The organism is Brevundimonas sp. (assembly GCF_036677305.1).
Classification (GTDB): domain Bacteria; phylum Pseudomonadota; class Alphaproteobacteria; order Caulobacterales; family Caulobacteraceae; genus Brevundimonas.
In genome coordinates, this window is the sequence record NZ_JAKFEB010000144.1 from 1 (window position 1) to 17,458 (window position 17,458).

Here is a 17,458-nt window from a genome sequence, read left to right on the forward strand (position 1 = left end):
TATGTCGTCTCCATCCTGTCCGATTTCGGCATCAGCCAGCAGTTGTTCCCGGCGATCCAGTACGCCGGCGGCGAGGGTCCCCAATGGGCCACCCCGCTGGTGCAACTGGTTCAGGACGCCGGAACCACGTCCTTCCCGCTGACCGGCACGTTCAACCTCGTCGCCGCCATCGGCATCGCCGCGGTCTGCAGCCTGCTGGTCCTCGGCGTCTCGGAATCGGCGAACATCAACAATGTCATCGTCGTCATCAAGATCATCGTGCTGCTGACCTTCATCGCGGTGGGCGTTCAGTACATCAATCCCGACAACTGGGTTCCCTTCATTCCCGAAGCGACGGGCCAGCCGGGCCAATTCGGTGTCGGCGGCATCTTCCGCGGCGCGGCCATCATCTTCTTCGCCTACGTCGGCTTCGAGGCGGTCTCGACCGCCGCGGCCGAGGCCAAGAATCCTTCGAAGGACGTTCCGATCGGCATCCTCGGCGCCCTGATCGTCTGCACGCTCATCTACATGGCGGTCGCCGCCGTCATGACCGGCGTGGTTCCCTACCTCGAACTGGCGAGCCCGGCGCCGGTGGCTGTCGCCATCGACCGCATGGGTCTGGAATGGGCTGACGTACCGCTCGCTGCGGCCCCCGGCGGGCAGCTGAACCTGATCGCCTTCCTGATCAAGATCGGCGCCGTCACCGGCCTGTCCTCGGTCATGCTGGTCCTGTGCTACGGCCAGACGCGGATCTTCTACACCATGGCCCGCGACGGCCTGCTGCCCAAGGCGTTCGCCGTCGTCCATCCGAAGTTCCGCACCCCGTGGATCGGCACCATCGTGCTGGGCATCCTGATCGCCATCGCGGCGGCCTTCCTGCCCATCTCCATCCTTGGCGACCTGGTGTCGCTGGGCACCGCGACGGCCTTCGCCATCGTCTGCCTCAGCGTCATCTTCCTGCGGGTCAAACACCCCGAGATGGAACGGCCGTTCAAGGTCCCGGGCGGCATCTTCACCGCCGTTCTGGGCATCCTGGCCTGCCTCTTCCTGGCCAGCCAGAACCTGATCCCGATGTTCCAGCATGCCGCGGAAGACAATCCGCTGCCTCTGATGCTGCTCGGCGGCTACGCCGCCGTCGGCGCGGTGATCTACATCGCCTACGGCTTCTGGCACTCCAAGCTGGCCAAGGGCATCGACATCACCGAGGACACCAAACTGTCCAGCCCGGCCGCCGCGCTGGGCGGCGATGTGGACAACATCAAGGAAGACTGATCCTCGCGATCAGACGGAAGGCAGAGGCCCGGGATCGCTCCCGGGCCTTTCGCTTTTGAGCGGTCTCGCCTAGAGGCTGTTCCCGACCTATGCGGATGTGGCGGAACTGGTAGACGCACTGGATTTAGGTTCCAGCGCCGCAAGGCGTGGAGGTTCGAGTCCTCTCATCCGCACCACCCTACTACTGACAGCCGTCATCCTCGGGCTTGACCCGAGGATCAGAGGTTGGGCCGGACTGTGCGCCGAAGATGGCCCCCGGCGGTGTCGGCGCGCATCCAGACACCGAGTAGCGGACGGTCTGATCCTCGGGTCAAGCCCGAGGATGACGGGTTGAAACGGAACAGAATGTTCTTGCTTTGTTCCCCTCCTTCGCTATCCTCGTCTCATGGCTGAAGCGGCGAAAGGACGGGGGGCTCGATCGAATGCGACGGGCCGGTTCGAGCCGGAAACCGTGCAGGCCTTCGACGACGGCTGGACGACCGACGACGCCGAGGCCGCGCCCCTGCGCACGACCCTCACGCCCGAACACGCCCGGACGATCATCGCGCGGAACACCAGTCCGGACATCGGTTTCGACCGGTCCATCAACCCCTACAAGGGCTGCGAACATGGCTGCATCTACTGCTACGCCCGTCCGTCCCATGCCTTCATGGGCCTATCCCCGGGCCTGGATTTCGAGAGCCGGATCTTCTTCAAGCCCGAGGCCGCGCGTCTGCTGGAGCAGGAGCTCTCAAAACCCCGCTACGTCTGCAAACGCATCCACATAGGCGGCAACACCGACCCCTATCAGCCGGTCGAGCGCGAGCTGAAATCGACCCGCTCAATCCTCGAGGTGCTGCAGCGGTTCCGGCATCCGTTCAGCATCATCACCAAGTCGGTGCTGATCACGCGCGACGCCGATATTCTCGGGGCGATGGCGGCCGAGGGTCTGGCCTCGGCCTGCGTCTCGATCACCACCCTGGATCGCGGCCTGGCCCGGGCGATGGAGCCGCGCGCCTCGACGCCGGCGAAACGGCTGGAGGCGATCCGCCGGCTGGCCGACGCGGGGGTGCCCGTGACGGTGGGGTTCGCGCCGGTCATTCCGGGATTGAACGACCACGAACTCGAGGCGGTGCTCGAGGCGGCGGCGAAGGCGGGCGCCGTGTCCGCCATGTACGTCACCCTGCGGCTGCCGCTCGAGATCAAGGATCTGTTCCGCGAGTGGCTGGCCGACGCCCGGCCCGAGCGCGCCGCGCGCGTCATGTCCCTGATCCGCCAGACGCGCGGCGGCCGCGACTACGATCCCGACTGGTCGCAGCGGATGAAGGGTGCGGGCCCGGTGGCCGAATTGATCGGCGCCCGTTTCCGCGCCGCCGTCAAACGCTACGGCCTCGATGCGCCGAGGAGACCGCTTGATGACAGGTGGTTCCGGGTGCCTGCAGACATGAAGAAGCAGATGGATTTGTTCGAATAGGAACCGGGCACAAATCTCTGCAGACCGTCTGCTTGCGGCAGGATTCCAGTTTTTCGCGCTCTACAGAATTAGACGGCCTGTTTCGGCAGCATCAACTTTAAAATGGTAAGATAAACAAGCAACGCCACCCCGACGGCTACACCAATATAAATTTCACTTTTGAAGAACAGATAAATGACGAGTAGAAGAGGTGACAGGTAATAGACGTAGTGTTTTACAAGCGCGCGCTGCCTGTCAACAAAGGTCTGTTTTTCCGAAGCCATGATTTTTCAACCGATAATAGCGGGGAACAAGAAGCAGGGCGCCGCACACGATACGGCGCCCCCTTCCAGTTAGTCCAGTTGCGTGATGATCAGGGCATGCCCGAAGCCGCTGGCCGCGCCCGCCAGAATGCCGACGGGACCTGCCCAGGCGCCCATCGCCATACCGATAATGGTGCCGACTGCGACGGTTTTCACATCGTCGTAGGTTGCCCCACTGACCTGATCGATCTGCGAATGCGTAAGTTCAAACATCGGTGTTTTCCTTAGTCCATTTTGTAGATGAGAACGGCGATCGCGCCGCCGGTCAGGCCGCCCACGGCGATACCAACCGGTCCGCCGATGATGCCGCCAAGCGTGCCTCCAAGTCCGGCGCCTATCAGAAAGGCGTCCTTCATGTCCCCGTCGCCGCCTGAGACCAGGTCGATCTCATCCAAATTCAATTCGCGCATGTCCACAGAAGCCGTCATTGCCTCCCCTTTCCACTAGACGTTGATTGCGATCTTTATCGCATGACGAGGTTGTATCCCGTTTCTGACGCGGTCAACCTCTGATCGCAATAATCTTCGATCATAGAGTGTGTGACTCCCTGGTAGCGCGAACCGGTTCTGCCCCGGTCAGCAGCAGCGGCCGACCGGGCGCTCGGCCGACCTTCGCCCGCGGCGGAAAAAGGGGCCGACAAGGCTGCAGTTGAGGAGGCCGAATCCTTCTCGCCAGCCGCCGGATCGATCGCACTGGCGACCAGATCGCGCCAGGTCGGGCAGGGTCAGGCCGACGACCTCCACCTTTCTCCATCGGGGCCGAGATGGGTCTCGGCCTGCCCCCACCGCCGCTTCGCCAGCCTCGTCGTCCCGTCTGATCACCGGCTGCGGCAGGTCCTGCCCGGGGCGAAGCCCCTCTGGCGCGCCTGCACACCATCCAGTGTCGCCACGGCGCCGGTGAAGGGTTTCAACCGGCTCGCGCCCTGACGATCTGACCGTGCACGGTTTCGCAATCGGGCCCGTCGTGGCATGGCTGTAACCGTCTAACGGGCGCTCCCTCTCTCCCCCGCCCCAGTAGCTTCAAGTTGCTTTTGAGTTGCGACCCGACGCGCGCTTTCGCGCGCGGGCCCCCTTGAAACCGGAGGCTGACATGGCCCGAACCATCGTCCTGATCCACGGAGCCTGGCTCAACTCCCGCGCCTGGGAGGGGTTCAAGGCGCGCTACGAAGCCAGGGGCTTCACCGTCCTGACCCCGGACTGGCCCTATGACGACCGCGCACCGGAGGAGCTTCGCGCCTCGCCGCATCCTGAACTGGCGCGCACCGGTCAGAAGGCGATTGTCGACCATCACGACCGGCTGGTCCGCGCCCTGCCGGAGCCGCCGATCCTGATCGGACACTCGTTCGGCGGGGTCATCGTCCAGCATCTGGCCGACCGGGGCCTGGGCGCCGCAGCCGTGGCCATCGACCCGGCGCCGACACCCGGCGTGCCGCTGGGACCGCATGCGATCAAATCCGCTCTTCCCGTGCTGTGGAATCCCTTCACCGGCGGCCAGCTCAAGGTGATGTCGCGCAAGCATTTCGCGACCCGCTTCGCCCAGACAGCGCCGCGCGATCAGGTCGACGCCCTTTACGACCGCTACGTCGTGCCCACAGCAGGCAAGGTCTATTGGGACGGCATCCTGAAGCCGGAGCCGATCCACTGGGCGAACCCGAAGCGGCCGCCGCTGCTGCTGATCGGCGGCGGCGTTGACCTGATCGCCGACGCCAGCATGACCCGCGCCATCTATGAAAAGCAGAAGCAGGCGCCGTCGGCGACCGAGCTGAAGATCTACCCCGACCGGTCGCACTGGACCGGCATCGACGCGGGGTGGGAAGAGGTGGCCGACCATGCGCTCGACTGGGCCCTTCGCCACGCGCTTGAGCGGCCCGCCTAGTCCTCGTCCGCCGCCGACGGATCGATGGCGCTGGTCACCAGATCGCGCCAGGTCGGGTCCGAGGCGTCGACCAGATCGACGTCCTCCATCAGGGCCACGGCCCCGCCGCCGTCGGGCAGGATCAGGCCCAGGACTTCCATCTCCTCGCCGTCGGGGCCGAGATGCGTCTCGGCCTGCACCGCCACCGCCGCCTGTCCGCCGTCGTCGTCCCACCAGATCACCGGCTGGGGCAGGTCCATGACGATCGGGCGCGGATCATCGGTGTCGCCCAGGGCGAAGACCGCCCGGCGCGCCTGTACGTCGTCCAGCGTGGCCACGGCGCCGGTGAAGGGCTTCAACCGGGTCCAGTCCTCGGCGTCGAAGCCGCCTCCGTCCTCGTTCGTGTCCTCATCGGGCAGGTCGTCGGTCATGGTCATCGCCTATCGTCTGAAAACGCCCACCAGTTCGACATGGGCCGACCACAGGAACTGGTCCACGGGCGTGACCCGTTCCAGCCGGAAGCCGGCGTCGATCAGGATGCGCGCGTCGCGGGCGAAGGTCACCGGATTGCAGGACACATAGACGATCACATCAGCCTTTGTCCCCGGCAGCTGCTTCGTCTGCTCGATCGCCCCGGCGCGCGGCGGGTCCAGGACCACGGCCTCGCAGCCGCGCAGGTCGTAGGGGGCCAGAGGCCGGCGGAACAGGTCGCGCGCCTCGGCGGTGATCTGTTTCAGGCCCCTCGCCGTCCCCATGCCCGCCTTCAGCGCCGCGATGCCCGGCGCCGAGCCGTCCGCGGCCAGCACCGGCGCCACAGACGCCAGAGGGAAGGTGAAGGTCCCGGCCCCGCAGAACAGGTCGGCGATCTTCTTCGCCCCGCGCACCGCCGCAACCGCGCGCTCGACCATGGCCGCCTCGGCCTCGGGCACCGCCTGCAGGAACCCGCCCGCCGGCAGGGGTACGGTCGCAGCGCCGAACAGGACCGTCGGCTGGCGCTCCATCATCAGGGTTTCGCCCGCCAGACTGAGCCGCGCGACATCCGCGGCGGCCGCCGCCTGTATCGCGCGCATCTGCCCGTCCCCCGACAGCCCGCCCGAGCGCCGCTCGACCCCCGTCACATCGACGTCCAGTCCGGTCAGGGTCCAGGTCACATGCAGGGTCGGGGCCGATTTCGGATGCTCCAGAAAGGGCGCGGCGATCCGCGCCAGCGCCGGAAACGCCGCCACGAGCCGCGAATCGGCCACCGGACAGGCGGCGACCTCCACCAGACGCCAGCTCTTGCGCGCCTTGAAGCCGAGCATGACGCGCCCGTCCTCGCCGCGCCGGGCGTGCAGGGCCAGCCGCCGCCGCGTTCCGGGCGGCACCGCGACCGTCGGCTCGACCTCCGTCTCGATCCGCTCGCGCGCCAGGGCGTGCCGCACCTGCTCGCGCTTCCAGTCCAGATAGGGGCCCGTCGCCCAGTGCTGCAACGAACAGCCGCCGCAGTCGCCATAGTGGGGCGAGACGGGCGCGACCCGCTCGGGGCTGGGTTCCAGAATCTCCACCGCCTCCAGCCGGCCGTCGCGCAGCTCTCCGCGCACCACCTCGCCCGGCAGGGTCAGGGGGGCGAACACGGGGCCGTCGGGCGTTTCGGCGATCCCGTCGCCCTGCCCGCCCACGCGCGCGATCGTCAGCGTTTCCGTCATGGACCGTTCCTAGAGGTTCCGACCGGCCCGGGAAACCTGAACGAAGATGAACGGCGCGCTCAAAAGCCGTTCAGCTTCACACGCCTATTCCTTGCCGACAGAAGCCCAAGGATCGACGCCCATGTTCGCCCGCCTGACCCTCAAGACCGCGACAGCCGCCACCGCCCTCGCGGCCGTGGGCGTCCTGCTCGCGCCGGCCGCGGCTTCGGCCCAGGCCTATACCTACCAGGGGGCGCAGAATTACGGGACCGGCTCCTACAACCAGCCGTACGACTACGACCAGTCCCGCTATGGCTATCAGGAGCCCTACCGCGACAGCTACGACCAATGCCGCGCGCAGCGCACCAGCCGTCAGGGCGGCGGCCTCGCCGTCGGCGCCACGCTCGGCGCAGTGGCCGGATCGCAGATGGCGGCCCGCGGTCGCCGCACCGAAGGCAGCATCCTGGGCGGCGTGCTCGGCGCCGTGGTCGGCGCGGCCGTCGGCGGCAGCTCGGCCCGCGACTGCGGCGAGGCCTACGGCCGGTACGACTACCGGTACGATGAGCCCCGTTACGGCGAGCAGTCGCAGTACGGCTACCCGTCGCAGTCGGGCTACCAGACCTATGACCGCGGTTACGAGACCTACGGTTCCGACCGCGCCTATCAGTCGGGTTACGGCCAGTCAGGCTACAGCCAGTCCGGTTACGGCCAGTCCGGTTACAGCCAGTCTTACGACCCGTACGGCTACGGCCGGTCGGGCGACCAGAACGGCTGCCGCACGGTCGAGGTCCGCAGCCGCGACTACAACGGCCGCGCTGTGACCCGCTACGAGCAGTCCTGCCCGAGCCGCTATTGAAATCACGGAATTGCGTCGCCGGTTTTTTTCAGCCCCCCTGTCGATCGGCGACGTGACGGAGACCGCCGGTGGAGAAATCCACCGGCGGTTTTTCCATGTTTGGGGCGTTTGTCCCCCCTCATGGGGAGGAAGATTCGCTCAGCTCCGCTTCGCCCAGAGCAGGTATTCGACGTTGCCGTCCCCGCCGGTGATCGGACTTTCGGCTGTCGCCTGGACGGCCCAACCCTGCGCCTCCAGCCATTCGGAAACACCGGCCAGCGCCGCCTGACGGACCGCGGGGTCCTTGACCACGCCCTTCTTGCCGCCCCCGGGGCCTGAAGCCTCGAACTGGGGCTTGACCAGGGTGACCAGGTCCGCCCCGGGCGCGGCCAGGTCCAGGGCGGCCGGCAGGACCTTGGCCAGGCCGATGAAGCTGGCGTCGCAGACGATCAGGTCGGGGGCCAGGGGGATCAGATCCGGCGTCAGGTTGCGGGCGTCGGTGTGCTCCAGATTGACGACGCGCGGATCGGCCGCGACCCGCGCATGCATCTGGCCCGAGCCGACATCGACGGCAAACACCCGCGCCGCGCCGCGCGACAGGCAGACCTCGGTGAAGCCGCCGGTCGAGGCGCCGACGTCCAGCACCGTCCGCCCCGCGACCGCGACGGGCCACAGCGTCAGGGCGTGATCCAGCTTCAGCGCGCCGCGTCCGACCCACTGATGGGCGTCGGCGTAGGCGACCACGGCGTCGTCGGACACCGTTTGCGAGGCGGCCCTCGCCGGCGCGCCGTCCACGGTCACCCCGCCCGCCTCGATCGCCGCCTTCGCCCGCGACCGGCTCTCCGCCAGACCGCGCGCGACCAGCAGCTGGTCGAGCCGGGTTTTCACCCCACCGCGTCCAGACGCGACAGGGCCGCCTGCAGCTTCGCCTTGCCGGCCTCGGCCTCGGCCAGTTTCTGACGCTGTTCGTCGACGACTTCAGGCGCGGCGCGATCCACGAAATTGGGGTTGCCCAGCTTCTTGTTCACATGGCCGATGTCGCTGTCGAAGGCGGCGATTTCCTTCGCAAGGCGGGACCGCTCGGCCGTCACGTCGATGATGCCGGCCAGCGACAGGGCCGCTGTGGCGCCGCCCGAGACAAAGGTCACCGCGCCGTTGGGCGCCGCATCCACCGTGTTCAACTCGCCGGCGCGACCCAGGGTCAGGATCAGGTCGCGGTGCCGCGCCATCCGCTCCGCCGTCGCCGCGTCGGGAGCCACGAAGGCCAGCGGCGGCTTGGCCGACGGCGGCACGTTCATCTCGGCGCGCAGCTGGCGGATTTCGGTGACCAGATCGACCAGCCAGCCGATCTCGGCCTCGGCGCCCGCGTCGATGAAGGCGTCCGGCAGCTCGGGCCAGGCCGCGCCGATCAGCGTGGGCTCGGCGCGCGCCGCGCCCTCTCCGGCCAGCTGGTCCCACAGCTCCTCGGTGATGAAGGGCATGACCGGGTGCATCAGCTTCAGCGTCTGATCCAGGGTCCAGGCCGTCATGGCGCGGGTCTCGGCCCTGGCGACCTCGTCCGAGCCCATGAAGACCGGCTTGGCCAGTTCGAGATACCAGTCGCAGAACACGTTCCAGACGAAGCGGTACAGGGCCGAGGCGGCGTCGTCGAAACGGCCGCCCTCGATGGCTTCGCTGACCGCGCGCTCGGCCTTCGTCAGCTCGCCGCGGATCCAGCGGTTGATCGTCTGGTCGACGGTCGCCGGGTCGAAGCCCTCGACGCGCCGCGCTTCATTCATCTGGGCGAAGCGCGCGGCGTTCCACAGCTTGGTGCCGAAGTTCCGATACCCTTCAATGCGTTGCCGCGACAACTTGATATCGCGTGTGCCCGACAGAATGGCCATGGTGAAGCGCAGCGGGTCTGCGCCCAGCTCGTCGATGATGCCCAGGGGGTCGATGACATTCCCCTTGGACTTGCTCATCTTCTGGCCCTTCTCGTCGCGGACGAGGCCGTTGATGATGACGCGTTTGAACGGGACCTCGTCCATGAAATGCAGGCCCATCATCATCATCCGGGCGACCCAGAAGAAGATGATGTCCGCCGCCGTGACCAGATCGCTGGTCGGATAGAAGCGGCGCAGGTCCTCGGTCTTGTCGGGCCAGCCCATGGTCGAGAACGGCCACAGGGCCGAGCTGAACCAGGTGTCCAGAACGTCCTCGTCCTGCGTCAGGACGACCTCGGAATCATAGTCCGCCATCGCCTGTTCGCGGGCGTCGGCCTCGGTCTCGGCGACATAGATCTCGCCGTTCGGGCCGTACCAGGCCGGGATGCGGTGGCCCCACCAGAGCTGGCGGCTGATGCACCAGGGCTCGATGTTGCGCAGCCATTCGAAATAGATCTTCTCGTACGACTTCGGCTCGAAGCCGGTGTCTCCCTGCTCCACCGCCTTGATGGCCGGCTGGGCCATGGTGTGGGCGTCGACGTACCACTGGTCCGTCAGCCACGGCTCGATGACCACGCCCGAACGGTCGCCGTGCGGGATGACGTGGCGGGTCTTCTCGATCTCCTTCAGCCAGCCGTCTTCCTCGGCGCGGGCGACGATGGCCTTGCGCGCGGCGAAGCGGTCCATGCCGTCGTATTCGGCGGGCACATCGGGCGTGTCGGCGGCGGTGATGCGGCCGAAGGCGTCCATGACGTTCAGCGCCGCCAGCCCGGCCCGCTTGCCGACCTGGAAGTCGTTGAAGTCGTGCGCGGGCGTGATCTTCACCGCGCCCGAGCCCTTGGTCGGGTCGGCGTAGTCGTCGGCGACGATGGGGATGCGGCGGCCGACGATGGGCAGGGTCACGAACTTGCCCACCAATCCCTCGTAGCGCGGGTCGTCCGGATGCACGGCCACGCCGGTGTCGCCCAGCATGGTCTCGGGCCGGGTCGTGGCGACCACGATGTAGTCGCGCGTCTCGTACTCGGTGGCCTGACCGTCGCCGTCCCAGGCGACCGGATGCTCATAGGTGACGCCGTCCGCCAGCGGATAGGCGAAATGCCAGTAGTGGCCGTCCATCTCGCGCTGCTCGACCTCGAGGTCCGAGATGGCGGTCTGGAAATGCGGGTCCCAGTTCACCAGCCGCTTGTCGCGATAGATCAGCCCGTCGCGATGCAGCTGGACGAAGACCTTGCGCACGGCCGCGTTCAGACCCTCGTCGAGGGTGAACCGCTCGCGGCTCCAGTCGCAGGAGGCGCCCAGCCGGCGCAGCTGCTGGACGATGGTCCCGCCGCTCTCGGCCTTCCATTCCCAGACCTTGGCCACAAAGGCGTCGCGGCCCATGTCGCGCCGTCCGACATTGCCCGCGGCGGCCAGCTGGCGCTCCACGACCATCTGCGTCGCGATGCCGGCGTGGTCCGTGCCCGGCAGCCACAGCACCGCCTTGCCCTTCATCCGGTGATAGCGGGCCAGGATGTCCTGCAGGGTGTTGTTCAGCGCGTGGCCGATGTGCAGCGAGCCCGTCACGTTCGGCGGCGGAATGACGATCGAATAGGCCTCGGCGGCCCCGTCGGTCTTCGGGGCGAACAGGCCGCTCTCCTCCCACTGCTTGTAGATGCGCGGTTCGGCGGCGGTCGGGTCGAAGGTCTTGTCGAGCATGGGGAGGGTCATTCTTTTGCCCTACCGCGACACGCGCCGCGTGTCGCTACATGAGGGCGTCGGACATCAAAGAGAAAGGGCGGCCCCGACTGGAGCCGCCCCGGAATGATCTAGCCTTGATCAGGTCGCAGGTGAAGCTAGCCGGCGGTGCGGGCGATGCGTTCGACTTCCTTGCGTACCTGGGTCTCGACGATGGCGGGCAGGTTGGCGTCCAGCCATTCCTTCAGCATCGGGCGCAGCAGGCCGCGCACCATCTCGTCGATGGTCGGGCCCGAAGGGAACTGGATGTCCGCCGGCTCGGGCTTCTTCAGGGTCGAGGCGAAACCGGCGAAGGCCGAGGCGGCGCTGGCGGCGGCGCTGTCGCCGACCAGGGGGTCGTAGGACGCCGTCGCCGCCGGATGGTCGGGCGATCCGGTCGCGACCGGCTCGGCATAGACCGACTCGCTGACGGGGAAGGGTTCGGGCTCGGGCTCGGGCTCGGCGGCGGAAACATCCAGATCGCCGATGGTTTCGGCGACGGGGGGCTCATAGGCCTCGGTCAGTTCCAGCACGTCCTCTTCGGCGGCCTCGGGCTCCTGCATGGACGGCGTCTCGTCCATCAGGGCGGGCGAAGGCGCGGCTTCCGCCCCGGCTTCAGGCTCGGGCGCGGCGGCGGCGGTCGCGGTTTCGGCGGGCGCGTCGTCCTCGGAGATGATCCGGCGGATCGAGGCCAGGATTTCCTCCATCGTCGGTTCCTGGGCGGCGGTCTGGTCGGTCATTTTCGAAACCCCGGGCGAATGGCGGCAGGGTCGGCGAACCGCTCCTGTACGGTTGTCGTCGCATCTCAGCCCGCTGGAATCAACGGGCGTTTTTCGCCTGAGCGGTTAACCTCCGGGATGAAAGTCGCCCGGCGGGAGACGCCGGCGATCTCAGTCGCGCGGAGCCGTCCGGACGACTTCCGACTTCAGCTGCGTATCGATCGGCGCGTCGGCGGCGTCGTTGGCCGGCATGATCGACGGCGCGGCGATCCGGTCGATCGACTCGATCAGGCCGTCCCACGGAAGGGCGCCGCGATTGCGCACGCGGTTGTAGTTGTCCGCCGGGTCATAGACCGGGATCGAGGCGTCCAGATCCGGACCTTCCAGCCGGCCCATGGCGGCCAGAAGATTGGCCTGGGCGACGTATTCGTTGCGGCGCGCGCTGGCCAGGGTGACCTCGGCGTTGCGCAGCTCCAGCTCCTGGTTCAGCACGTCCAGGGTGGTGCGCAGGCCGACCTGGGCCTCCTGGCGCACGCCCTCGGCGGCGACGGTGGCGGCGCGAACCGCCTCCTCGCCGGCCGTCAGCGTCGAACGCGCCGACAGGGACTGGGCGTAGGCGGAGCTGACCGACTGCAGCGTGGCGCGGCGTTCGCCCTCGACATTGATCTGGGCGACATTGGCGCGCTCGCGGGCCTGGGCCACGCGCGAGCTGTTCAGGCCGCCGGTGAACAGCGGCACCGACAGCGAGGCGCCCGCCTGGAAGGACTGGTTGTCGGCGATGTCGGCCGGGCTGCCGATGTCGTCGGTGTCGCCGCCGTAGGAGGCCGTCAGCCGGACCGACGGCAGGAATTCCGCCTTGGCCGCGGCCACATTGGCTTCGGCGGCCTGCAGGGTGTAGCCGGCGGCGCGGATGCTGGGGTTGTCCTGCATCGCCACGTCCAGGGCGGCGTCGAAATCGGTCGGCAGGTTCGGCAGGCCCGGCATCGGGGCCAGATCGCCGGGCGCCTGGCCGACGACGGCCGCATAGACGGCGCGCGACACGGACAGCTGGGCCTGGGCGTTGGCCAGATCCGCCTCGGACTGGGCCAGGCGGGCTTCGGACTGGGCCACGTCGGTGCGGGTGATCTCGCCGACCTCGAACCGGGCCGAGGATTCGTCCAGCTGGCGGCGCAGAACGCCGAGGTTGGACTGGCGGATGCGCAGGATGTCGCTGTCGCGGATCACGTCGGCATAGGCCTGGATCACCGAGGCCAGAACGGTCTGCTCGATCTCGCGCAGGTTCTCGCGGCCGGCCAGGATGTTGGCCTCCGCCGCGGTGATGCCGTGGCCGATCCGGCCGCCCGACCAGAGCGTCTGCGACAGGCCGAGCGAGGCGCCGGCGCTGGTGCCGTCTTCGGACGAGGCCGGCACATTGATGGTGGTGTCCGGCACGCCGTCGTTGTTGGTGTCGATTTCGCGCTGGCCGGCGGCCGTCTTGCTCCAGGCGTAGCCGCCGCGGGCCGTGATATCGAGTTGCGGCCGCAGGCCGGCGCGCGCCTGGACGATCGATTCGTCCAGCGCACGCTGGCTGGCGCGCTGGGCGAGAAGCGAGGGATTGGTCTGGTACGCCAGGGCCAGCGCTTCCTTCAGCGTCTCGGCCCACGCGGGGGCGGCGACGCCGGAGAGGATGGCGATAGCGGCCACCGAGGCCAGCGCGCGCGAACGTTTCAGCATTGTGGTCCTGAGCCCCAGGGCGCGGGGGAAGCACGCCCTTTGTATAGATAGGTCTGATGCGGGACGGTTTACCCTCGCGCCAGTTAAGTTTTTTTCACGCGCAGGTTCTGCGGATTCCGTCGCTCCCGCGCTACAGGGCGAAGGCGGGCTCCGGAGCCAGGTCCATGAGCACCGGCGGCGTCGAATCGAACAGCTCGCGGCGCGACACGCCCTGCTCGCCGCGGACGTAGAGGACCGCCTTGCCGACCGGGCCGCCGCGCTCGACGACCGCGAGCCGGCCGCCGACCTTCAGCGCCTTGAGCCAGGCCTCGGGCCGGGCCGGAACGGCCGCCTCGGAAACGATCAGATCGTAACCCTCGCCCGACGGGGCCGACAGCGGCGCGACCACGGTCCGGACGCCCTCCTCCGCCAGGACCGGGCCCGCGACGCCGAACACGGCGTCGTCGGCTTCCTGGGCCGTCACCGTCAGACCCATGCGCGCCAGCACCGCCGCCCCGTACGGAGCGGCGATCGCGAGAGCGGACTCGCCCGGTCTCGCATCGAGCGCCATCAGCAGCTTCGACAGGTCCCGGGCCATCATCAGCCGGCGTCCGCCCGCGATCTCCGGTTCGATCTCGGCATAGGCGGACCAGGCGCGGTCCTGCGGCAGGAAGCGCTCGCGCGGCACGGCCAGCAGCGCCGCCTGCAGCGCCCGGTCGGTGACGTCGTTCACGCGCACCTGGCTGTCGACCATGATCTTGCGGGCGGCGGCGAAATCCATGGGGCGGCGATCCTGCGACTGTGGGCGCCCGGCGACACGCCGGGAAATCTGGCGCGCTTATAGGTCTGTGCGTTGCGGGCGACAATCCGATCTGATAGCGAACGCCCCTCGCGATGGCGAGGTCGTCGAAAGACGGCCCAGGGCCTGATGGCGGAGTGGTTACGCAGAGGACTGCAAATCCTTGCACCCGAGTTCGATTCTCGGTCAGGCCTCCATCGCGATTTTCTTCAGAACCGTCAGACCGGCGCGGTGATCCAGCCGATCACTGTGGCCGCGCTGACCCCGGCCGTGACGATGGCCACCGCCAGCGCGAGGCGCGCATTGCGGTGGATGAAGACGAAAACGCCGCCAAACATGATGAAACCCTCCCCGGACGCCGCCAGAGCGACACAAGTCCCGCGGTTCATCAAGGTGTACAAAGCGTTAATCGCAATTCCGTGATCGTTTCACGCCTGTCGGGTGAAATGATGCAGCGCGATTCCACTGGCGACCGAAACGTTCAGGGAATCGAAGCCGCCCGACATCGGAATTCCCACCGGCCGGCAGCGTGAAATGACCTCCGGCGGCAGGCCCGGACCCTCGGGCCCCAGAATCAGGGCCACGCGGCCGCCCCGGGGCATGCGGTGCAGCGGCGTCTCCGCCCCCGGCGTCAGGGCCATGACCGAGAAGCCCGCCCGCTCCAGACCGTCGATCATCGCCGACGCCTCCAGGTCCGCGGCCATGGGCGTGCGCAGCACCGCCCCGACCGAGACCCGGATGGCCTTGCGGTAGAAGGGATCGCAGCAGGTCCGGTCCAGCAGCACCGCGCCGGCCCCGAAGGCGGCGGCGTTGCGGAACAGCCCGCCCATGTTGTCGTGGTTGCCGATGCCGCACGCCGCGACCACGACGGCGTCCGGCCCCAGGGGCGCCAGCTGCGCCTCCAGCGTCGCCGGTTCGGGCTTTCGGCCCAGGGCCAGGATGCCGCGGTGCAGATGAAAGCCGGCGATGGCGTCGAGAATCGGCTGGTCCGCGACATGGATCGGGACGTCGTCCGGGACGCGGGCGATCACCCCGGCCAGCCCTTCGACCCGTTTCGCATCCAGCAAAAGCGAAACCGGGCGGCACAGCGATTGCGGCGAGGCGAGGACGTTCAGCACCACCTCGCCCTCGGCCACGAACAGGCCCTGCCTGCCCGTCAGGTCGCGTTCCCTGATATCGCGGAAGCCCGCGATGCGGGGATCATGAGGGTCGTCGATGCGGATCACGGCCAAGATCGGATATTTCCCGTTGCGTCACTCTGACTCGCGCTGCTATAGCGCCCGCCTTCCCGAGAGGAAGTGTTCCGCGGTAGCTCAGTGGTAGAGCAGCCGACTGTTAATCGGCTGGTCGTAGGTTCGAATCCTACCCGCGGAGCCACTCTTTCCCCACCACAGCGCCAGACGAAAAAAAGCCCGACGCGAGCGCCGGGCTGAAGAAGTTCGGTGATGGTGGGTGTCCTCGAAGAAGGAAGACACCCTTCCGATGGATTGAATTGGTTAATCGGACGTAAACCCTGTTCAGACCGTGTCGGGCAGCCAGGTCGACTGCCGCGCGCCGTCCGCCCCGGTCCAGGCGACACGCCAGCCCTGCCCCGCCCGCTCCACCCTTGCGGCCGCGGAACCCGCCTCCCCCGGCCATGCGAAACGCGACGCGCCGACCTGTATCTCGTCGGGTCCGTCGGCGGATCCCAGCATCAGGCTCCAGCGGCCCTGCGCGTCCGGCGTGACCCGGATGGATTCCCCTGCGGCCTGCACCACGAGGGGCGTCGACGCAGCGGCCCGGCCGGACGCCAGACGCATGCGGCCGTCGCTGTCGACCGCGCCCAGGGCCGGCGCACGGTCCAGCCGCCGCGTCGGGCCGCCGGTCCGCAGGATGGCGATCGGCCCCCGGCCGCCGGCGACGATCAGCAGCCGACCGGGCGACGGCGCCGAATCCTGACCCATCTGGGTCTCGGGCCTGAGCCAGAGATCGCCCGCCGGGGCCGTCATGCGAATCTCGAACCGGCCTCGCCCGTCCGCCGCCGCCGCATAGGCCGCCCCCGAATCGCTGCGCAGCACCACGCGAGCCCCGGGCTCGGCCACGCCGGTGAAGATCAGGCTGGACGCCGCGCGCTGCACCCCCTGTATTTCGGGAGGCCGACTCCAGCCCGCGGCGGCGCTTTCGACTCCGGCGGGCGCTTCCGGCGTCGTCGGCGGCGAGCAGGCTGCGGTCAGCGCCGCCAGAAGCGCCGCCAAACCCGCCTTGCCGAACATGGCCCGTTTCATCGCGTCCATCCGACCGCTAGGAGTGTTCCCCCAGATAGCGCGCCCGGGGGGCGGCTGTCTCCCATCGTTCCCGAGGCCCCATGTCTTCGCCTGTCATTCAGCCCTTCGACGGAAAGTCCGTCTGCCTGTTCTGCGGTTCGTCGGACGCCTCCGATCCCGCCTACACCGAGGCCGCGCGCGCCTTCGGGGAGCAGACGGCGCATGCAGGCTGGCGTCTGGTCTACGGCGGGGGCGGCGTCGGCCTGATGGGCGCCTCGGCGCGGGGGGCCCATGCGGCCGGCGGCCGGGTGCTGGGCGTCATGCCCGGCTTCCTGCGCAGCCGCGAGCGGCTGTTCGACGAGGTCGAGACGATCGTCGTGCCGTCGATGCACGAGCGCAAGACGATCATGTACGACCAGTCGGACGCCTTCGTGGTGGCCCCCGGCGGCGTCGGCACGCTCGAGGAAGTGATCGAGGTGCTGTCGTGGAAGCGGCTGGACCTCCATTCCAAGCCCGTCATCTTCCTGAATCTGAACGGGTTCTGGGAACCGCTGCTGGCCGTCATGGACCACAGCATCGAGTCCGGCATGACGCCGGCGAGCTTCCGCCAGGCCTGGGTCGTCTGCGACACGGTCGAGGCCGCGATCGACGCGATGAAGGGGGCGGACGCCATGCCGCACTTGAAACATGATCATCGATAAGTAATCACTGGTCAGTCAGCTGGCGTCCGTGCGTCTCTTTTGGAAACGCGCCTTGACAGTTTCGTAAAACAACGGACACTGGCCCCGCGGGAACGATGGTCGTTTCCGCCTGCCCGGAGACCTCCCCCATGCGTGCTCTGCTTATCGCCGCGGCCCTGTTCGTCGCCGCCCCCGCCGTCGCCCAGGCCCCGGCGTCCAGCGCCGTTCTGGCCGACGCGTCCAAGGCCCCCGCCTCCGCCACCATCATCGACGGCGCCTCCTGGCGCTGCACCGGCGGCTCCTGCACCGCCAGCGGCGGCGCCAACCAGCC

16 protein-coding genes, 3 tRNA genes and 1 pseudogene are annotated in these 17,458 nt (G+C 68.3%); 9 read left to right on the forward strand and 11 right to left on the reverse strand.

The genetic code is table 11. The features are described 5' to 3' along the window. From V6M42_RS08220 to V6M42_RS08230, 3 genes are all read left to right on the forward strand, one after another. Positions 1–1,251, forward strand: a 1,251-nt coding sequence (locus V6M42_RS08220) for an amino acid permease (protein ID WP_332678149.1), incomplete at its 5' end; no start/stop codon positions are given. A gap of 91 nt (positions 1,252–1,342) precedes the next feature. Beyond that, positions 1,343–1,427: transfer RNA gene (locus V6M42_RS08225), tRNA-Leu, on the forward strand. A 209-nt stretch (positions 1,428–1,636) separates the two neighbouring features. Continuing rightward, entirely contained in the window at positions 1,637–2,704 is a 1,068-nt protein-coding gene (locus tag V6M42_RS08230) for a PA0069 family radical SAM protein (protein WP_332658973.1), read from the forward strand. 332 nt (positions 2,705–3,036) lie between these two features. Here V6M42_RS08230 and V6M42_RS08235 read toward each other — a convergent pair whose 3' ends face one another. Then, the gene (locus tag V6M42_RS08235; RefSeq protein WP_332658972.1) at positions 3,037–3,219 is read right to left on the reverse strand and encodes a hypothetical protein; all 183 of its coding nucleotides are present in this window, start codon (positions 3,217–3,219) and stop codon (positions 3,037–3,039) included. Between the two features lie 11 nt (positions 3,220–3,230). Continuing rightward, complete coding sequence (locus V6M42_RS08240) at positions 3,231–3,434, reverse strand: Blp family class II bacteriocin (protein WP_332658971.1); 204 nt, start codon at positions 3,432–3,434, stop codon at positions 3,231–3,233. Positions 3,435–4,095: 661 nt separating this feature from the next. Here V6M42_RS08240 and V6M42_RS08245 point away from each other — a divergent pair. Then, positions 4,096–4,881 (forward strand): alpha/beta hydrolase, encoded by a 786-nt coding sequence (locus V6M42_RS08245; protein ID WP_332678150.1) that lies wholly within the window; start codon positions 4,096–4,098, stop codon positions 4,879–4,881. Here V6M42_RS08245 and V6M42_RS08250 read toward each other — a convergent pair. Next, on the reverse strand, positions 4,878–5,291 hold the full coding sequence (locus V6M42_RS08250; RefSeq protein WP_332658969.1) for a hypothetical protein: 414 nt from the start codon (positions 5,289–5,291) through the stop codon (positions 4,878–4,880). The two genes, V6M42_RS08245 and V6M42_RS08250, sit on opposite strands and share 4 nt — an antisense overlap. A 9-nt stretch (positions 5,292–5,300) precedes the next feature. Beyond that, positions 5,301–6,545 (reverse strand): class I SAM-dependent RNA methyltransferase, encoded by a 1,245-nt coding sequence (locus V6M42_RS08255; protein ID WP_332678151.1) that lies wholly within the window; start codon positions 6,543–6,545, stop codon positions 5,301–5,303. A gap of 121 nt (positions 6,546–6,666) precedes the next feature. On the opposite strand from V6M42_RS08255, the gene V6M42_RS08260 reads away from it, so the two are divergent. Continuing rightward, on the forward strand, positions 6,667–7,380 hold the full coding sequence (locus tag V6M42_RS08260; RefSeq protein ID WP_332678152.1) for a glycine zipper 2TM domain-containing protein: 714 nt from the start codon (positions 6,667–6,669) through the stop codon (positions 7,378–7,380). Positions 7,381–7,518: 138 nt separating this feature from the next. Here the strand turns inward: V6M42_RS08260 and V6M42_RS08265 are convergent, their stop codons facing one another. The 5 genes from V6M42_RS08265 to V6M42_RS08285 all read right to left on the reverse strand — a co-directional run bounded on the left by V6M42_RS08265 (position 7,519) and on the right by V6M42_RS08285 (position 14,186). Further along, positions 7,519–8,247: a TlyA family RNA methyltransferase gene (locus V6M42_RS08265; protein WP_332678153.1), complete on the reverse strand. Its 729-nt coding sequence runs from the start codon at positions 8,245–8,247 to the stop codon at positions 7,519–7,521. Further along, the gene (locus V6M42_RS08270; RefSeq protein WP_332678159.1) at positions 8,244–10,976 is read right to left on the reverse strand and encodes a valine--tRNA ligase; all 2,733 of its coding nucleotides are present in this window, start codon (positions 10,974–10,976) and stop codon (positions 8,244–8,246) included. Before V6M42_RS08270 ends, V6M42_RS08265 begins: the two co-directional genes overlap by 4 nt. A gap of 137 nt (positions 10,977–11,113) precedes the next feature. Further along, on the reverse strand, positions 11,114–11,734 hold the full coding sequence (locus V6M42_RS08275; RefSeq protein ID WP_332678154.1) for a DUF2497 domain-containing protein: 621 nt from the start codon (positions 11,732–11,734) through the stop codon (positions 11,114–11,116). A 150-nt stretch (positions 11,735–11,884) separates the two neighbouring features. Further along, positions 11,885–13,426 (reverse strand): TolC family outer membrane protein, encoded by a 1,542-nt coding sequence (locus V6M42_RS08280; RefSeq protein ID WP_332678155.1) that lies wholly within the window; start codon positions 13,424–13,426, stop codon positions 11,885–11,887. A 130-nt stretch (positions 13,427–13,556) separates the two neighbouring features. Continuing rightward, the gene (locus tag V6M42_RS08285) at positions 13,557–14,186 is read right to left on the reverse strand and encodes a protein-L-isoaspartate O-methyltransferase family protein (RefSeq protein ID WP_332678156.1); all 630 of its coding nucleotides are present in this window, start codon (positions 14,184–14,186) and stop codon (positions 13,557–13,559) included. A 141-nt stretch (positions 14,187–14,327) separates the two neighbouring features. Between V6M42_RS08285 and V6M42_RS08290 the strand changes: the two genes are divergently transcribed. After that, positions 14,328–14,401: transfer RNA gene (locus V6M42_RS08290), tRNA-Cys, on the forward strand. Positions 14,402–14,632: 231 nt separating this feature from the next. Here the strand turns inward: V6M42_RS08290 and V6M42_RS08295 are convergent. Beyond that, entirely contained in the window at positions 14,633–15,436 is an 804-nt protein-coding gene (locus V6M42_RS08295; RefSeq protein ID WP_332678157.1) for a TrmH family RNA methyltransferase, read from the reverse strand. Between the two features lie 70 nt (positions 15,437–15,506). Here V6M42_RS08295 and V6M42_RS08300 point away from each other — a divergent pair. After that, positions 15,507–15,581 (forward strand) — tRNA-Asn (locus tag V6M42_RS08300). A 140-nt stretch (positions 15,582–15,721) separates the two neighbouring features. Here V6M42_RS08300 and V6M42_RS08305 read toward each other — a convergent pair. Continuing rightward, positions 15,722–16,468, reverse strand: a complete 747-nt coding sequence (locus tag V6M42_RS08305; RefSeq protein ID WP_332678158.1) for a hypothetical protein — start codon at positions 16,466–16,468, stop codon at positions 15,722–15,724. An 80-nt stretch (positions 16,469–16,548) separates the two neighbouring features. Between V6M42_RS08305 and V6M42_RS08310 the strand changes: the two genes are divergently transcribed. Both V6M42_RS08310 and V6M42_RS08315 read left to right on the forward strand, forming a co-directional pair. Next, positions 16,549–17,148, forward strand: coding sequence for a TIGR00730 family Rossman fold protein (locus V6M42_RS08310; protein ID WP_332658960.1), 600 nt, complete (start codon positions 16,549–16,551; stop codon positions 17,146–17,148). Positions 17,149–17,276: 128 nt separating this feature from the next. Then, positions 17,277–17,458, forward strand: a pseudogene (locus V6M42_RS08315) (CC_3452 family protein); the annotation flags it as partial.